The 15,808-nt window shown below is 57.8% G+C and carries 12 protein-coding genes and 1 pseudogene; 11 read left to right on the forward strand and 2 right to left on the reverse strand.

The annotated features are described in order from the left end of the window. From V0R60_RS20635 to V0R60_RS20645, 3 genes and pseudogenes are all read left to right on the forward strand, one after another. Nucleotides 1-1,503 (forward strand): annotated as a pseudogene (locus tag V0R60_RS20635) (T6SS effector BTH_I2691 family protein); the annotation flags it as partial. 16 nt (nt 1,504-1,519) lie between these two features. Further along, complete coding sequence (locus V0R60_RS20640; RefSeq protein ID WP_330080596.1) at nt 1,520-2,278, forward strand: hypothetical protein; 759 nt, start codon at nt 1,520-1,522, stop codon at nt 2,276-2,278. A 271-nt stretch (nt 2,279-2,549) separates the two neighbouring features. Then, on the forward strand, nt 2,550-3,308 hold the full coding sequence (locus V0R60_RS20645) for a hypothetical protein (RefSeq protein WP_136478967.1): 759 nt from the start codon (nt 2,550-2,552) through the stop codon (nt 3,306-3,308). Between the two features lie 48 nt (nt 3,309-3,356). Here the strand turns inward: V0R60_RS20645 and V0R60_RS20650 are convergent, their stop codons facing one another. After that, entirely contained in the window at nt 3,357-4,406 is a 1,050-nt protein-coding gene (locus tag V0R60_RS20650) for an AraC family transcriptional regulator (protein WP_330080597.1), read from the reverse strand. A gap of 126 nt (nt 4,407-4,532) precedes the next feature. On the opposite strand from V0R60_RS20650, the gene V0R60_RS20655 reads away from it, so the two are divergent. The 4 genes from V0R60_RS20655 (at nt 4,533) to V0R60_RS20670 (ending at nt 9,463) form a co-directional block, all read left to right on the forward strand. Next, on the forward strand, nt 4,533-5,222 hold the full coding sequence (locus V0R60_RS20655) for an OmpW/AlkL family protein (RefSeq protein ID WP_330080598.1): 690 nt from the start codon (nt 4,533-4,535) through the stop codon (nt 5,220-5,222). A 37-nt stretch (nt 5,223-5,259) separates the two neighbouring features. After that, nucleotides 5,260-6,876 carry a GMC family oxidoreductase gene (locus V0R60_RS20660; RefSeq protein ID WP_330080599.1) on the forward strand — a complete coding sequence of 539 codons (1,617 nt, stop codon included), beginning with the start codon at nt 5,260-5,262 and terminating at the stop codon, nt 6,874-6,876. A 3-nt stretch (nt 6,877-6,879) separates the two neighbouring features. Continuing rightward, on the forward strand, nt 6,880-8,316 hold the full coding sequence (locus tag V0R60_RS20665; RefSeq protein ID WP_330080600.1) for a coniferyl aldehyde dehydrogenase: 1,437 nt from the start codon (nt 6,880-6,882) through the stop codon (nt 8,314-8,316). A 223-nt stretch (nt 8,317-8,539) separates the two neighbouring features. Then, the gene (locus tag V0R60_RS20670) at nt 8,540-9,463 is read left to right on the forward strand and encodes a SphA family protein (RefSeq protein ID WP_330080601.1); all 924 of its coding nucleotides are present in this window, start codon (nt 8,540-8,542) and stop codon (nt 9,461-9,463) included. Nucleotides 9,464-9,479: 16 nt separating this feature from the next. On the opposite strand, the gene V0R60_RS20675 is transcribed toward V0R60_RS20670, so the two are convergent. Further along, nucleotides 9,480-11,318, reverse strand: coding sequence for a sigma 54-interacting transcriptional regulator (locus tag V0R60_RS20675; protein WP_330080602.1), 1,839 nt, complete (start codon nt 11,316-11,318; stop codon nt 9,480-9,482). A 331-nt stretch (nt 11,319-11,649) separates the two neighbouring features. Here V0R60_RS20675 and V0R60_RS20680 point away from each other — a divergent pair, with 331 nt between their 5' ends. From V0R60_RS20680 to V0R60_RS20695, 4 genes are read left to right on the forward strand one after another with little or no spacing between them, the layout of a single operon-like run. Next, complete coding sequence (locus V0R60_RS20680; protein ID WP_136476915.1) at nt 11,650-13,125, forward strand: aldehyde dehydrogenase family protein; 1,476 nt, start codon at nt 11,650-11,652, stop codon at nt 13,123-13,125. A gap of 36 nt (nt 13,126-13,161) precedes the next feature. Beyond that, nucleotides 13,162-13,497 (forward strand): c-type cytochrome, encoded by a 336-nt coding sequence (locus tag V0R60_RS20685; protein ID WP_136476916.1) that lies wholly within the window; start codon nt 13,162-13,164, stop codon nt 13,495-13,497. A 10-nt stretch (nt 13,498-13,507) separates the two neighbouring features. After that, entirely contained in the window at nt 13,508-14,197 is a 690-nt protein-coding gene (locus V0R60_RS20690; protein ID WP_330080603.1) for a hypothetical protein, read from the forward strand. Nucleotides 14,198-14,208: 11 nt separating this feature from the next. Further along, entirely contained in the window at nt 14,209-15,777 is a 1,569-nt protein-coding gene (locus V0R60_RS20695; RefSeq protein WP_330080604.1) for an FAD-binding oxidoreductase, read from the forward strand. Nucleotides 15,778-15,808 lie beyond the last annotated feature (31 nt).

Genomic DNA, 15,808 nt, shown 5'->3' on the forward strand with positions numbered 1-15,808 from the left:
GCCCTGCAGGCGCTGGATGGGCGAATGAAAACGCAGGTCCTGATGCGCCCCAACCAAATCATCGCCAGCGCCAGTGGTGCCACCCGCCTGAAGATCGGCGTGACGCAAATCAACCACTGGCTCACCGACCTGGGCCAGGCCGAAGTCATGGCAAACATGCAAACCAACGATCGAGGCCAGTATCTGGCCCGCACCAAAACCTGGATGGGACAAAGCCTGGGCACCGCCCTCCCCGCGGTGCTGGTCGGCTTGAACGCATGGAACCTGTGGAACACCGCCAAACAAGCCAGCAATGACGGACAGTTCACGGCGGAGGAATGGCGAGTACTGAGTGCCAATGCGGCGTATGCGGGGAATGCGATAGCAGCGCTGTGGGTGGGGCCGGCGTGGAATCGGGCGGGAGCGATGATTACCGAACTTGGTACGGAAACGTTGAAGGTCGCTCAAGCTGGCTATTCCCAATGGCTGCGAGAGGCGCAAACCGTTGCCAGCGGTAGTAGCCAGGCAGCAGTAGCACAAGAGTTTGCGGCGGTTTCGAAAGGTCTGATTCTGCGCACGGTGACATGGGCAACGCTGGGGGCTGTTGCAGCCGGGCTAGAAGCTTGGCAAATCGCAAATGAGGCCGCCCGTGCAACCAGTGAAGAAGAGCATGCGCTCCTCACTGGGAAGGAACGTATCGTCAAAGGGATGGCAGTCATTTCCACAGGGCAGTTGGTTGGCGTTGGCCTAGGCTACTGGTTCAACTTTGCTTGGGTCATGTCCACACCCGTGACAGTTGCTCTAGCAATTCTTGGCATTGCCTACTTATTGATCACTATGGCCGCCAACAACTACAAGCGCGAGGGTCTACGTCTATGGCTCCACCGGTGCAGTTGGGGACGCGGTATAAAACCTGAATGGATGGGCAACGACGGCCACCCCCAACAAATGCGCGCGCTGCTGGAGACGCTGCAACGCCCCACTGTCGTGGGCAGGGGATTGTATTACGGCGGTGGCCACACCATGAGAAGGTGGAAGGGCTTTTGGATACAGGTTCTAGTACCTGCGACATTGGCGGGAAAGGAGCTGACCTTACAACCTGCAATGGTCGACAAAACCTACTTTTGCAAGGCCGGATTGCAACTCACACCGGATAATTATTACGTCCAATTTCTTAACGGTAATTGGGTAAACCCCAGATTACTTGGTCATCTACCTGACGACCCTCGTGGAGCCACAAACAACAAAGATTACATCTATACCGATACCGATGAGCATAGACTTTGGCAAGCCTGGATCGAAACATCAACTGCCGAGCCTACTTTTGAAATGGAAGTTTTATATCCAGCCGATGTACTGCGGCGCGCTGACGGTCGCGGCTACCTATTTCGCTTGTCTCTTGCAGGGTTTGCAGAAGAAGCGGACCGTTCCAATAATGCCTTTAGCGGAGAACTGAAGGAAGAAGATGGCGTAGTGCTGATGAATAAAAGCACCCAACTATTAAAGCTAGCAATACCCCACTAAATTCAAGAGCATCATTATGCTAATCAGCCTCAACAAACCACCCGATCTACCAAGCCAACTCAAGTGGAAATTTTTGCATGAGCCCGAACTATTAACCTGGACAATTCAAGCACGGAACTACAACACATTCATAGCAAATTGCATGTTTGCATTCATGAACCTAATAACATTAGGTGTCGCATATTCCGTATACTTAAATCCCTCCCCAGGAGAGGGATTCTTTGCTCGAATATCCATCAGCATAGGCTTCTATATACTTATAATCTTGACCATTTCCTCCATGACCCACCAACGAATGAATTTCGCCTATCGCATCAGTAAGTCTGGCGTGGAGTATTGTAAATGGAAAGATTTTCCGAAATGGGCACTGCCCTGCCTAAAATGGATGGCTGGTATCACCGCTGTCATCTTCATTTTCATGGCAACCATTGACCCTTCTTTCTTGATCGGCGCCCTGGTAGGCCCAGGCGGTCTAGGCTTGACCTATCTTTCAATAGCACACTCAAAAAGCTATAGAGAGCTGCACACCCAATACCATCACCACGAATTCGAGTGGAAGGATATTGTCCAACTCGCCATTGCCACTAACAGAGAAGTGGTCGATGTGAAATACAAATTCTTCCGCAAAGGTGATACCGTCAAGACGTGCTGGAACTTCAACATTCATTGCCAAAAGAAAGATAAAGAGCGCGTTGCGAATTTCATTAGACCCTACCTTTTGCCTGGCGTACCTTTCATCAGAGCAAAAGTGAACGTTCCGCTGGGCACTGATTAACTCATCAAATTCGACCGTTAGAGACGCTCAGGTCAAAAGATCGACAAATCATCCAACCACCGAAATGGCAGCTTATTTCTGACCAATTTACTGAGTCGCGCGGACGGTCGCGGACACCAGTGATTAGCACTTGAAATGCCTAGAACAAGAGGCGAGTAACGCAATGACAACTTTAGGAGCGAATTCAGAGGAAGGCAAGACATTGTACCATTGAAAAATAATACAAACTTTAAAATTAAACCGCATCTAACCAGAAAACGTCGTGACGACCATGCTATTTAATATTTATAGAGCACCTGACCTCCCACCACAACTTTTGTGGAAATTTTCGCATGAGCCAGAACTACTTGGCTGGACGATCCGAGCGCGTAACTACAATACATTCGTAGCAAATTTCATGTTTGCATTCATGGCTGTAGCAACCATTGGCGGCGCCTATACGGTGTATTTACACCCTGCACCAGGAGTTGAGCACTTGACTCAACTGGCGATCAGTGCAGGTTTTTATATATTTATCACCTTGACAATATCCAGCATGACCCATCAAAGAATGAATTTCGCCTATCGCTTCAGCAAATCAGGTGTGGAATATTGTAAATGGAAAGACTTTCCGCAGTGGGCGCTGCCCTGCCTAAAATGGTTGGCTGGCATTACAGCTGTTATCTTTATTTTCATGGCGACCATTGATCCTTCTTTCTTGATCGGCGCCCTGGTAGGCCCAGGCGGACTAGGCTTGACCTATCTTTCAATAGCACACTCAAAAAGCTATAGAGAGCTGCATACCCAATACCATCACCACGAGTTCGAGTGGAAGGATATTGTCCAGCTCGCCATTGCCACTAACAGAGAAGTTGTCGATGTGAAATACAAGTTCTTTCGCAAAGGCGATACCGTCAAGACGTGCTGGAACTTCAACATTCATTGCCAAAAGAAAGACAAAGAGCGCGTCGCGAATTTCATCAGACCCTACCTCTTGCCTGGCGTACCTTTCATCAGAGCAAAAGTAAACGTCCCGCTAGGCACTGATTGAGGAACATCAGTCTGATTTGTCCTTATCTCTCTGGTCATCACCACACCGTCAAGAACCACTGCGCAGCGACCTGCGGTAGTCACCTGGCGCTCGCCCTGTCCATTTCCTGAACGCTTTGCGAAAGTTGGCCGCTTCGGAAAACCCCACTTGAACCGCCAGGTCGTCCATCGGCATATCGCTCTGCTGTAAAAACTCGATGGCCAAGGCGCAGCGTACTTCATCGAGTACGCTCTGGTAGGTGCGTTGGTGTTCTGCCAGGCGCCGATGCAGTGTGCGGGTCGATAGGCCAAGAGTTTGTGCAACTACGTCGATGCCAGGGAAGCGTCCGGTGCGACTCAGGCAGGCCAGGCGCACGGATTCAATCAGGTCGGATTCGTCGGGCAGGCTGGCAACGAGTTGTTGACAGAACCCCATCGACATCGCCGAGGTAATCGGGTTGGCATTCGGGCAAGGCTGTTGCAGCACCGAAGCATCAAAGCGCCACTCCATGACCGGGCTGTTGAATTCAACCGGGCAACGAAAGACTTCTTCATAGCGCTGCCAATAGGCCGGTGCAGGGTACGGGAACGCCATTCGCACGGACGGAAAAGGCCTTTCCAGCACACATTGGATCAACGACTGGATGGAGGCGAACCAGAACTCCGTAGCCAATGGCATCAGTTCGCCCAGGGCAAAGAACCCCTGGCCAACGAAAATGCCCTCATTTCCCTCCACTCGAAAGGTTTTTTCGAACACCGGCCCCAGCAAGCGGATGTGCCTGATGCCGAAATCCACGGCCTGACCGAAGTGTTCGCTGCTCAGCAAGGCGTAGCCGAAGATACCGAAGTCACTGATACGTTGGCGCTCACCGGCGCGCAAACCGCTGTCAGGGTGGCGCATCAGCCGCTGCATGTTGGCGAAAATTGTCACTTTTTGCCGATGAGAGATGCGCGTGTTGGCGTCCTGCATCTGTGCCAGCGAAAGCGCGGTGCCCTCCAGCAATCCCTCGACGCCCACGTCCTGGCTGCGCAGCTCGGCCAGCAACGCCGGGAGGCCGAACATATTGTTCTGTGGCACATCTTGAGAGGTGCCATATGCGCCCACGATCAGTTGGGTCATCAGCGGATCTCCATTCAGGGTTGGCAGAAATTAACCCCCACGCTGGCGGAATACAACCTCCCGTGCCATCACCAAGCGTTGCAGCATTAGATCAGAAGCACCAAAAAAATAAGATCTGAGGCTCCCATGAGACGAATGCTTGCTCCCACGCTAGCCGCGGGCACGCTGCTGATTTCATTACCGTCACTGGCCAGCGACGCCCCCCTGAATAGTGTGCGCATCGGCTACGCCGACATCCAGTTCAACACCCACTCCGGCGATATGACCGGGATGCCCGGCACCACCCCGGCCGATGTCCAGGCCACCGTGCGAGACAGCGGCACGCTAGCGCTGATTTATGAGCGCAGGCTCGGCGGACCTTGGTCCTTGGTGATACAGACCGGCGCACCGCCAGTGATTGATTTTGATGGTGCCGGCTCCGCAGCTCCGCTCGGTAAGGTCGGTAGTGCCCGGGCCTGGTTCCCCGCAGTGCTGCTGGCCTACAACTTCAATGTGCTGGGTGTCGAGCCGTATGTCGCCCTGGGTGTCAATTACACCTGGTTCAGCGAAGAAAAAATGACTGCCGCCTACAACACCGCCTTTGGCGGTACTTCCAGCACCTCGAAGATGGACGATTCCTGGGGCGCGGTCGCCAAGGTGGGTGTCGAGATCCCCTTGACCGGTCACTGGAGCGCCGGATTTTCCTACGCCCGCTACTGGCTCGACACCACCGCCACCATCAAGACCCAAACCCCAGGGCTAGGCCAGGTCAAACGCAAGATCGATGTCGAGGCTGACCCAGATGTCTATTCCTTCACCGTCGGCTACCGCTTCTGACTCTTCTTTTGCACGCGCACTTCACGGAGCACTGAACGTGACTACTGAACACAACAACAGTTTCGACTACATCGTCGTCGGCGGCGGCTCGGCAGGCTGTGTGATCGCCAGCCGCCTCAGCGAAGACCCGAACATCAGCGTCTGCCTGGTCGAAGCCGGTGGTGCCGATCGCAGTGTGCTGATCCATGCACCGGTCGGCATGGTTGCCATGCTGCCGACAAAGATCAACAACTGGGCGTTCCAGACCGTACCACAGCCCGGACTTAACGGGCGTCGGGGCTATCAACCACGCGGCAAGACGCTCGGTGGTTCCAGTTCGATCAACGCCATGCTCTATGTGCGCGGGCATCGCCAGGACTACGATCACTGGGCTGCGCTTGGTAACCAAGGCTGGTCATATGCAGAGGTGCTGCCCTACTTCATCAAGTCGGAGCACAACCACAGCCTCAACGATGACTATCACGGTCAACACGGGCCTTTGAGTGTGGGTGAGGTGAGTTGTCCCAGCGCCTTGAATGCAGCGTTTCTCCAGGCCGCCCAGCGCAACGGCATCGATCCTGTCAAAGACTACAACGGTGCCGAGCAGGAAGGCGCGTTCATGTACCAGGTCACTCAGCGCAATGGCGAACGTTGCAGTGCAGCCAAGGCTTTCCTTACGCCCAACGTAGAGCGCCCCAACCTCACGGTGTTGACGGGTGCCACTGTCGAGCGGGTCTTGATTGAGTCAGCCCGGGCCACCGGCGTGCAACTGCTACAGGGTGGCCAGCGTGTGGTGCTCAAGGCGCGTCAGGAGGTGATCCTCAGCGCCGGCAGTTTCGGCTCGCCGCAAGTGCTTTTGCTTTCGGGTATCGGTCCTCGGCAGGAATTGCTCAAGCATGGCATCAGTGTGGTTCATGAACTTGCGGGGGTGGGGGAAAACCTGCAGGACCATATCGACTATGTCATCACCTACCGCAGCCGCAATAAAACCGACACCTTCGGATTCTCGCCGACCTTCAGTTGGAAGATGCTCAAGGCCATGGTGCAGTGGAAGCGTGAGCGCAAGGGCCTGGTGACGTCGCCCTTCGCCGAATCGGGGGCATTTTTCAAAAGTCACCCCGACCTGCCAATGCCCGACCTGCAATTGATCTTCGTGCCGGCGATTGTCGATGATCACGCGCGCAAGATGCGCCCAGGCCACGGATTCAGCTGTCACCTGACGCTGCTACGGCCCGAGAGCCGCGGCACGGTGAAGTTGGCCAGCAAGGACCCGAGCGCCGCACCGTTGATTGATCCGTGCTTTTTCAGCCAGCCAGAGGATATGGAAGTACTGATACGCGGTGCCGACTTCCTTCGCACCCTCCTTGAGGACGCGCCATTGGCGCCGTTTCGCGGCAAGCCGCTCTACCCCCTGGGCGCGCAGAACCGCCAGGCGGTGGAGCAGGATATTCGCAACCGCGCCGACACCCAGTACCACCCGGTCGGCACCTGCAAAATGGGTAACGACCCCTTGGCAGTGGTGGATGACCAACTCCGCGTTCACGGTATCGCCGGCCTACGCGTCGCCGATGCCTCGATCATGCCAACGCTGATCGGCGGCAACACCAACGCGCCGAGCATCATGATCGGCGAGAAAGCCGCAGCCATGTTGCTGCAATGCCACCAGAAGGGCTGAACCATGAATGATCTTGTCCGGGCAATCGACATCCAGGAAGTCGAACGCATGCAACGCTTGCTGCAGCGTCAGCGCCAGGCATTCAACCAGCAACCTTTTGCGCCGTTGAATGTTCGAATCAACAACCTCAAACGTCTGATCGCCGTGTTGCGTCGCTACCAGCAGCCAATCATCAAGGCCCTTGATGCGGACTTCGGCGGCCGCGCAGCATTCGAGACCCTACAAATCGAAGTCCTCGGGCCGGTGTTGCAGGCACGCCATGCAATCGCTCATCTGCGCCGCTGGATGAAAGCCGAGCCACGCAAGACCGAGCTGTTGTTCCTCGGCAACCGCGCCTGGGTGCAGTACCAACCCAAAGGCGTAGTCGGCATCGTCGGCACCTGGAACTTCCCCCTGTACCTGACATTGGGGCCACTGATTGCAGCGCTGGCTGCCGGCAACCGGGCGATGATCAAAGTGTCCGAGTACGCACCGCACAGCTACCAGGTGCTCAAGGACATGCTTGGCGAGGTGTTCGACGAAGACGAGGTAGCGGTGTTCACCGGTGAGCTCGCCAGCGCTCAGGCTTTTACTGCACTGCCATTCGATCACTTGGTGTTTACCGGCGCGCCGCAAGTTGGCCGTCAGGTAATGCGCGCCGCTGCCGAGCATCTGGTGCCGGTGACGCTGGAGCTGGGTGGCAAGTCTCCGGCGCTGGTTGGCGAGGCTGCCGATCTTGAAGAGGCAGCGTTGCGCATTGCCCACGGCAAGGGTTTCAACGCCGGCCAGGTGTGCATTGCCCCAGACTATGTGCTGGTACCGCAAGGCAAGGCCGAGGCGTTTGCCCAGGCGCTCAAGCGGGCGTTCGAGCGGCTGTACCCAGACCCGGCCCACAGCGCCGACTACACCAGCCTTATTAATGACCGGCAGGCTCAACGAATGCAGGCGCTCCTGGCCGATGCCCGGGACAAAGGTGCGGTGGTCCTGGCTTGTCGAAGCGCCTCGGCATCGTCACGACGTTTGCCGCTGCAGGTGATTACCGGGGTGAACGAAGACATGCGCGTGGCCCGGGAAGAAATTTTCGGCCCCTTGCTGCCGATCATCGAGTACACCGATCTCAGCCAGGCGATCGCTTACATCCAGGCCCGTCCACGCCCGCTGGCGCTCTATCCGTTTGGCCTGGATGCACGACAAACCGAGCGCCTGCTCAAGGAAACCCACAGTGGTGGGGTAACCCTGGGCGATTGGGCCTGGCACGCGTTCCAGCACGACCTGCCATTCGGTGGGGTGGGTAATTCCGGCATGGGTTCCTACCACGGCCAGGAAGGCTTTCGCACCTTGTCGCATGGCAAAGCCGTGCTCAAGCGCCAGCGCTGGTTTCCTGTCCAGCTGTTTTACCCACCCTACGGACGCTGGGTGCAACGCCTTGCCGTGCGCTTCTATCTGGGCAAATCCGAATAACCGCACGCACATCAGGCGTTGGGTATCAAACACTGACGGCGTCGTGAGTTTTTCACACGCCGCTGAATTTTCTTAATAATTCCCGACAACAGTTCTGGAGAAACGACGCGATAAAATCGCAAGCTACTGATAAATGAAGAAATAATAGATGGCATGAAACTTGAGAGGGTCGGACCAGGCGCTACTGCATGGCGCTGCCCATAACAATAAGGTTAACCCTCTCATGCTCAAACACGCCCCACTGCACCTTGCCACCAGCCTGTTGCTGGCTACCTCCACCTGGCACGCTCAGGCTACCGAAGGCGGCATTTCTTCCTGGCCCATGGGTATCGAAATTTACGGCATGGGTATCCTGCCGCCCCCTGGTACTTACGGCCAATTGTTCGTAGGTAATTACCTGGCTGACAGCTTGCGCGACAACAGCGGTGCCAAGGCTGCTGACATCGACTTGCGTGTTACCACATTGGTGCCGCGCTTTGTCTGGGTCACGGAACAGAAAGTACTCGGCGGCGACCTGGGTTTTCACGCGCTGCTGCCCCTCAATGACATGCGTCTGAACATCAAGGGTGGACCGCATGATCACAAGCGCGGCATCGGCGATGCCCACTTGGGCCCGGTGATCGGTTTTCATCCAAGCGAGAAGCTGCACATCGCCACCGGTGTCGATTTCGTCCTGCCCACTGCCAGCGAGTACGACGAGGATGACTTGATCAATCTCGGCAACAATTACTACACCGTGCAAGGTGTGCTGGCGATGACCTACCTGGACCCCGCCGGCCTGAACGCCGATGTGCGCCTGATGTACGACTACAACGTTGAAAACAAGGCGACGCACTATCAGTCGGGCCGTGAACTGCATGCCGACTACACCTTGGGCTGGGGCCTTGGCAACGGCTGGGTGCTGGGCGTCGGCGGGCACGCCTATCAGCAAGTCAGCGACGACAAGTGCAGCGCCGGAGACTGCTCCGCCGCCGCCCTGGTCGAGGCCAGCGACGGCAACCGTGGTCGCTCCTTCTCCATCGGCCCTGCCGTGCAGTACAGCAGCAAGCAAGGCTGGATGTTCAGCGCCAAATGGCAGGACGAATCCGGTGTGCGCAACCGTGCCGAAGGCCAGACGTACTGGTTGAAGTTCACCACGCCGCTGTAACGCCCGCGTGCCCGGGTCAGCTGCCTTTGAGTCGGTAGCTGACCTGGGCACGGCTCATGCCGAGCATTTGCGCTGCCGCCGTAACGTTACCGCCGGAGCGCTCCAGCGCCAGACTCACCAACAGTCGCTCGATTTCTTCCAGCGAGGTGCCCAGCACCCGCTCCTGACCGGCAAAGAACGCCTGCAGACGCGCCAGTTCCGGGGCATCGGCTGCAGCTTCGCCGGGGCGTTCTTGCTCCTCGCTGGCAGCGGGCCGAGGCGCTGCTTCTCGCAAAGCCAGGCGTCCCTCGGCGGTCAAGCCAATTGCCGAATCAATCAACGGCGCGCCAGCTTCTGCCAGGTGCACTACATCGATCGCTTCACCATCGCTGGCAGCGATCACGCCGCGCTCCACCAGGTTCTGCAGCTCGCGAATGTTGCCGGGAAAGCGATAGGTCAGCAGTGCGTTGACCAGACGCATACTGAAGCCTGCCAATTGGCGACCATGGCGCTGGCTGAAGCGGCGCAGGAAATAGCTCATCAACAACGGAATATCTTCGCGCCGCTCGCGAAGCGGGGGTAAATGAATGGGAAAGACGTTCAAACGGTAGAACAGGTCCTCACGAAAACGCCCCGCCTTTACCTCCTGACGCAGATCGAGGTTGGTTGCGGCAATCACGCGTACATCAACCTGGATCGATGCGGTGCCGCCCACACGTTCGATCTCACCTTCCTGCAAGGCACGCAATATCTTGCTTTGGGCATGCAAGCTCAAGGTGCCGATTTCATCGAGAAACAAGGTGCCACCGTTGGCCCGCTCGAATCGCCCTGGACGGGAACGCTCGGCACCGGTGAAAGCGCCACGCTCGACGCCAAACAGTTCGGCTTCAATCAGGTTCTCCGGCAGCGTTGCGCAGTTCAACGCCACCAATGGCGTGTGGTGACGGCGGCTGGCCTGGTGCAAGGTGTGGGCGAACAGCTCCTTGCCCACCCCGGATTCACCGGTCAACAAGACGGTTGCCTGGGTAGGCGCCACGCGCTGAAGCAACTGGCTGGCAGCAACAAAGCTGGCTGAGATGCCTACCAGTTGCTTGCCATCGCTGGGCACCTCCAGCTCAGCCAGGCGCGTGTCGCCCCCCGAGGTATAAGCGCTGCGACTGAGAAAATCCCCCGGATCCAGATAGGCCAGATCAACATCGATGTCTTCCCACTGTTCGGCAGGCTTACCCACAATACGACAAGCCGGATGGCCCATGGCACGGCATTGCAGTTCGCGAAACACTACCAGGCGCCCCAGCAGCGAGGAGGCGTAGCCGCTGGCATAGCCGATTTCCATCCAGCACGCCGGTTCCCCGCCAAGACCATAGGCGGCAATGTGCTCGTCCACCTCCAGGGAGTTGTGCCAGAGAAACTCGGAGTAGAAATGCCCGACACTGGAATCGATCTCAAAACGCACGACTTCGACATTGACCATGCCTTCGAGCATGTGCAAACGAGGACCGGCACTGTAGAGGCTGGCGTGATCACCTTCAGGCCATTGTTCGCTGACTTGCGCAGCGTCGCGGGCGCCAGCCTGCCAGCCAATGCGCGTTAACAAGCCACGGGCCTTGTCCAGGCCCAGGGCGTCGATCAGCTCGCGGCGAATAGCACCAAAGGCCGAGCCTTGCAGCAGCATCATGCGCTGGCCGCACAACCAGATACTGCCGTCCTGAGGGGCGAAGGCCACAGACTGCGCCAATTGCTCGGCTGATGGCAGACCACTGCTGCCGAACTGGTTGGTGCGGTCGACGATCAGGCGTTTATGGCGGCCCAGTACCTGTCGGAAAAAATCTTCATCGACGGTGCGGCCAGGCTTGCCAGGTGTTGTAGGAGTCATAGGCAATACCAAAGGCATTAAGGTGAGTCTTGCAGTATGCCCCCCGCTTCGGCCGGGTCAATTGGCCGCTCGGCCAAGGCCGGTGCTAGAGGGCGAAAATGTCCGATAACCGCCCAAATTTTGCGTCAGACCGAGTGTGTCGAGCTTTCTGCAGTCGCCGACTTCTCTGCATAAATTTTCGCACTGTCCCCTCTTTCCAACTCTGCCGAAAACACCCAAATAATAAGCAACCCTCTGTTTTATCTATGTTTTCTCTCTAAAAAACAACATGGCACGATAGTTGTTATGGGCTGTTCATCGAAATCATTTCGACACAACAAGAGAGAAACCGATGACCCTTACCCGCCCTGCCTACCAGAATCTTCACCTACAGCCGTTGGCCGGAGAATGGCGTGCTGGCAGCGCTGAGCGCTCGCTGACAGTGTCCGACCCCTTCACTCAGCAATCACTGCTGCAGATTCCCATGGCCACCCGCGCAGACCTCGATGCCGCCTACTGCTGCGCTCGCCAGGTTCAGTCGGACTGGGCCGGACAATCGCCGGCCTCACGCAGCAAGGTGATGCTTGAAGCCGTGCGCATTTTCGATGAGCGCCGTGAAGAAATCATCGACTGGATAATCCGCGAATCCGGCAGCACCCGGATCAAGGCCCAGATCGAGTGGGGCGCTGCCCGCGCCATTACCCAAGAAGCGGCCAGCCTGCCCAGCCGCGTACACGGCCGCATTGTCAGCTCCAATATTCCCGGCAAGGAAAGCCGTGTGTACCGCAAGCCCTTGGGCGTAATCGGTGTGATCAGCCCGTGGAACTTTCCCCTGCACCTGACAGCCCGCTCTCTCGCCCCAGCCCTGGCCTTGGGCAATACCGTGGTGGTCAAACCGGCCAGTGATACCCCTGTCAGCGGTGGCCTGCTGTTGGCACGCATCTTCGAGGAAGCCGGCCTTCCAGCCGGTGCGCTGAGTGTGGTGGTGGGCGCTGGTGCCGACATCGGTGATGCCTTTGTAGAGCACCCGGTGCCTGCCTTCATTTCCTTTACCGGCTCGACCCAAGTGGGCCGCAACATCGGCCGCATTGCCAGCGGCGGCGAGCACCTCAAGCACCTGGCCTTGGAGTTGGGCGGCAACAGCCCCTTCGTGGTCCTGGCCGATGCCGACCTGGAACAGGCAGTCAATGCCGCCGTGGTCGGCAAGTTTCTGCACCAGGGTCAGATCTGCATGGCGGTCAACCGCATCATCGTCGAACAACCGCTGCTCGAATCCTTTACCCAACGTTTTGTCGAGCGAGTCAAAGCCTTGCCCTACGGCGACCCAAACTTGCCGACGACGGTGATCGGCCCGGTCATCAACGCCCGGCAGTTGGCCGGCCTTGAGCAAAAGATCAGCACGGCCCTGGCAGAAGGCGCGCAATTGCTGGTCGGAGGTCAGGCCCAGGGCAACGTGCTGCCACCTCACGTGTTTGCCAACGTCAGTGCCGACATGGACATCGCCCATGAAGAGATCTTTGGCCCGTTGGTAGGTATCCAGGCTGCGCGCGATGCCGAGCATGCGCTGGAATTGGCCAATCGCAGCGAGTACGGCCTGTCCAGCGCGGTGTTCAGCGCCAGCCTGGAGCGCGGCGTGCAGTTCGCTCAACGCCTGCAGGTGGGCATGACCCACATCAACGACATTCCGGTCAACGACGAACCCAACGCGCCCTTCGGCGGCGAGAAAAACTCGGGGCTAGGTCGTTTCAACGGCGACTGGGCAATCGAGGAGTTCACCACCGACCACTGGATCACCGTGCAACACCAGCCACGCCATTACCCGTTCTGATTGTGCGTTCTGCCCCATAAAAATAAGGAGTCTGCCATGTCACTCTTGCCCAACCGTCAGGCTGTGCGACGAAGCGTCACCACCTGCCTTGCCTTGCCTGTGATCCTCCTGGCCACTGCGGCCGTCGCCGATGGCGACGGCGTATGGAAAGGCGGCGAAAATGTCTACGCCAAAACCTGTGGCCATTGCCATGAAGGTCAGGTCGGCCCGCAGATCAAGGGTCGCCAATTACCAGCAGCCTATATCACGGCTGTGGTGCGCAACGGCTTTCGCGCCATGCCCGCCTTCCCCGCCTCGTTCATTGACGACCATGCCCTGCAACAGGTGGCGGACTACATTTCCCAGGCGCCAGTCACGCCGGCCAAACCCTGAGGACACTGTGATGATGAACGTCGAACGTCGCTCACTACTCAAGGGCATGGCGCTAGGAGGCCTGGCCGGCGTGGCCATGGGTAGCTCAAGCCTGAGCCTGGCCAACAATCTGCTGGGTCGCGCCGGCCCTGCACAGGCCGCCAGCCTGGCACTTGTCTGCCCTGCAGTGGCAGGCTCAGCTTTCGTCCAGGGCCTGCAAGCCAGCCCCTCCACGCCGCACATTCAAATCCTGAGCGCAGATCTGAAAGCACTGCTGGATGTGCAACAGCGCCTCTCCAGTGGCCAGCCCCAACGGCTGATTGGGCTGCTCGATGATGCCAGCGCCACGCTGATCATCGACCTGGCACGCAGTGCCGGGGCACGTGTGCAGTGGCTTGGCCAGCACAGCGCCAATGCCAGCCACTCGCGCCACCGCCTCCTCAGCACCGAGGCTGCACACGGCTGCGCCTTGCAACTGGGGCAACAACTCAATCGTTGCGGCCTCGGCTTCGACCTGCATGAACAGCGCCTGCACAGCCCTGCCCCCACCCTGCAACTGGCGACCAGCGCCGGCCAAGGCAGCGGCAATGATCAATGGGCGGCCACCCTCGGTTACGCCCTGGCAACCCTGGGCAGCACCGACACCGGCCAGGCACCGTTGAGCGCCAAGCATCCCGGTGCACTGACCGGCACTTATGTGTCGTTCTCGATCCACGTCTGAAGGATTCCAACATGACTCAAGCAACTGCCAAATCCCTGCTGCCTCGTGGCGTCGATAGCGACCATTTCCAGCAAGCCGTCACCCAGTTCCGCGCCCTGCTGGGTGATGAAAACGTGTTGCTCAAGGACGAGCAACTGATCCCCTATAACAAGATCATGATGGCCGTGGACAACGCCGAGCACGCGCCTGCAGCGGCGCTCACCGCCACGACAGTGGAACAGGTGCAGGGGGTGGTGAAGATTTGCAACCAGTTCAAGATCCCGATCTGGACCATTTCCACCGGTCGCAACTTCGGTTATGGCTCCGCCGCACCCGGCCAGCGCGGGCAGGTGATCCTGGACCTGAAGAAGATGAACAAAATCCTCCACGTCGATCCCGACCTGTGCACGGCACTGGTCGAGCCCGGGGTAACCTACCAACAACTCTACGACTACATCCAGGAACACAAGCTGCCGCTGATGCTGTCGTTTTCCGCGCCTTCGGCGATTGCCGGACCATTGGGCAATACCATGGACCGTGGTGTGGGCTACACGCCTTACGGCGAACACTTTCTGATGCAATGCGGGATGGAAGTGGTTCTGGCCAGTGGCGATGTCTATCGCACCGGCATGGGGGGCGTAAAAGGTGACAATGCCTGGCAAGTCTTCAAGTGGGGCTACGGCCCTACCCTCGACGGAATGTTTACCCAGGCCAACTATGGTATCTGCACCAAGATGGGCTTCTGGCTGATGCCCAAGCCACCAGTGTTCAAACCGTTTGAAATCAAGTTCGAGAATGAGTCGGACATTGCCGAAATCGTTGAATTCATCCGCCCGCTGCGCATAGCCCAGATCATCCCGAACTCGGTGGTGATCGCCGGTGTGCTGTGGGAAGCATCCACCTGCAACACTCGCCGCAGTGACTACACCAGCGAGCCTGGTGCGACCTCCGACGCCATCCTCAAGCAGATCCAGAAGGACAAGAACCTCGGTGCCTGGAACGTCTATGCCGCGCTCTATGGCACCCAGGAGCAGGTCGAGGTGAACTGGAAAATTGTCAATGGCGCGCTTAAGCAATTGGGCAAGGGGCGTATTGTCACTGAAGAGGAAGCAGGTGAAACCCAGCCGTTCAAATACCGTGCACAGTTGATGTCCGGAGTACCTAATCTTCAGGAGTTCGGTCTGTACAACTGGCGTGGCGGTGGTGGTTCGATGTGGTTCGCGCCAGTCAGCCAGGCACGGGGCAGCGAGTGTGACAAACAGCAGGCGCTGGCGAAGAAGATCCTCAACAAATATGGCCTGGATTATGTCGGCGAATTCATCGTTGGTTGGCGTGACATGCACCACGTCATCGACGTGTTGTACGACCGCACCAATACCGAGGAAACCCAGCGCGCCAACGCGTGCTTTGCCGAGCTTCTGGATGTGTTCGAGCAACAGGGTTACGCCGTGTACAGGGTCAATACCGCGTTCCAGGAACGCGTTGCGCAAAGCTATGGCCCGGTCAAGCGCAAGGTCGAACATGCGATCAAGCGTGCGCTTGATCCGAACAACATCCTGGCACCCGGCAAATCGGGAATCGACTTGAACAACCCATTTTGAGTCCTGCCCCGCCAGAAGTGCCTGGCGGGGT

The organism is Pseudomonas auratipiscis (genome assembly GCF_036324085.1).
GTDB lineage: Bacteria > Pseudomonadota > Gammaproteobacteria > Pseudomonadales > Pseudomonadaceae > Aquipseudomonas > Aquipseudomonas auratipiscis.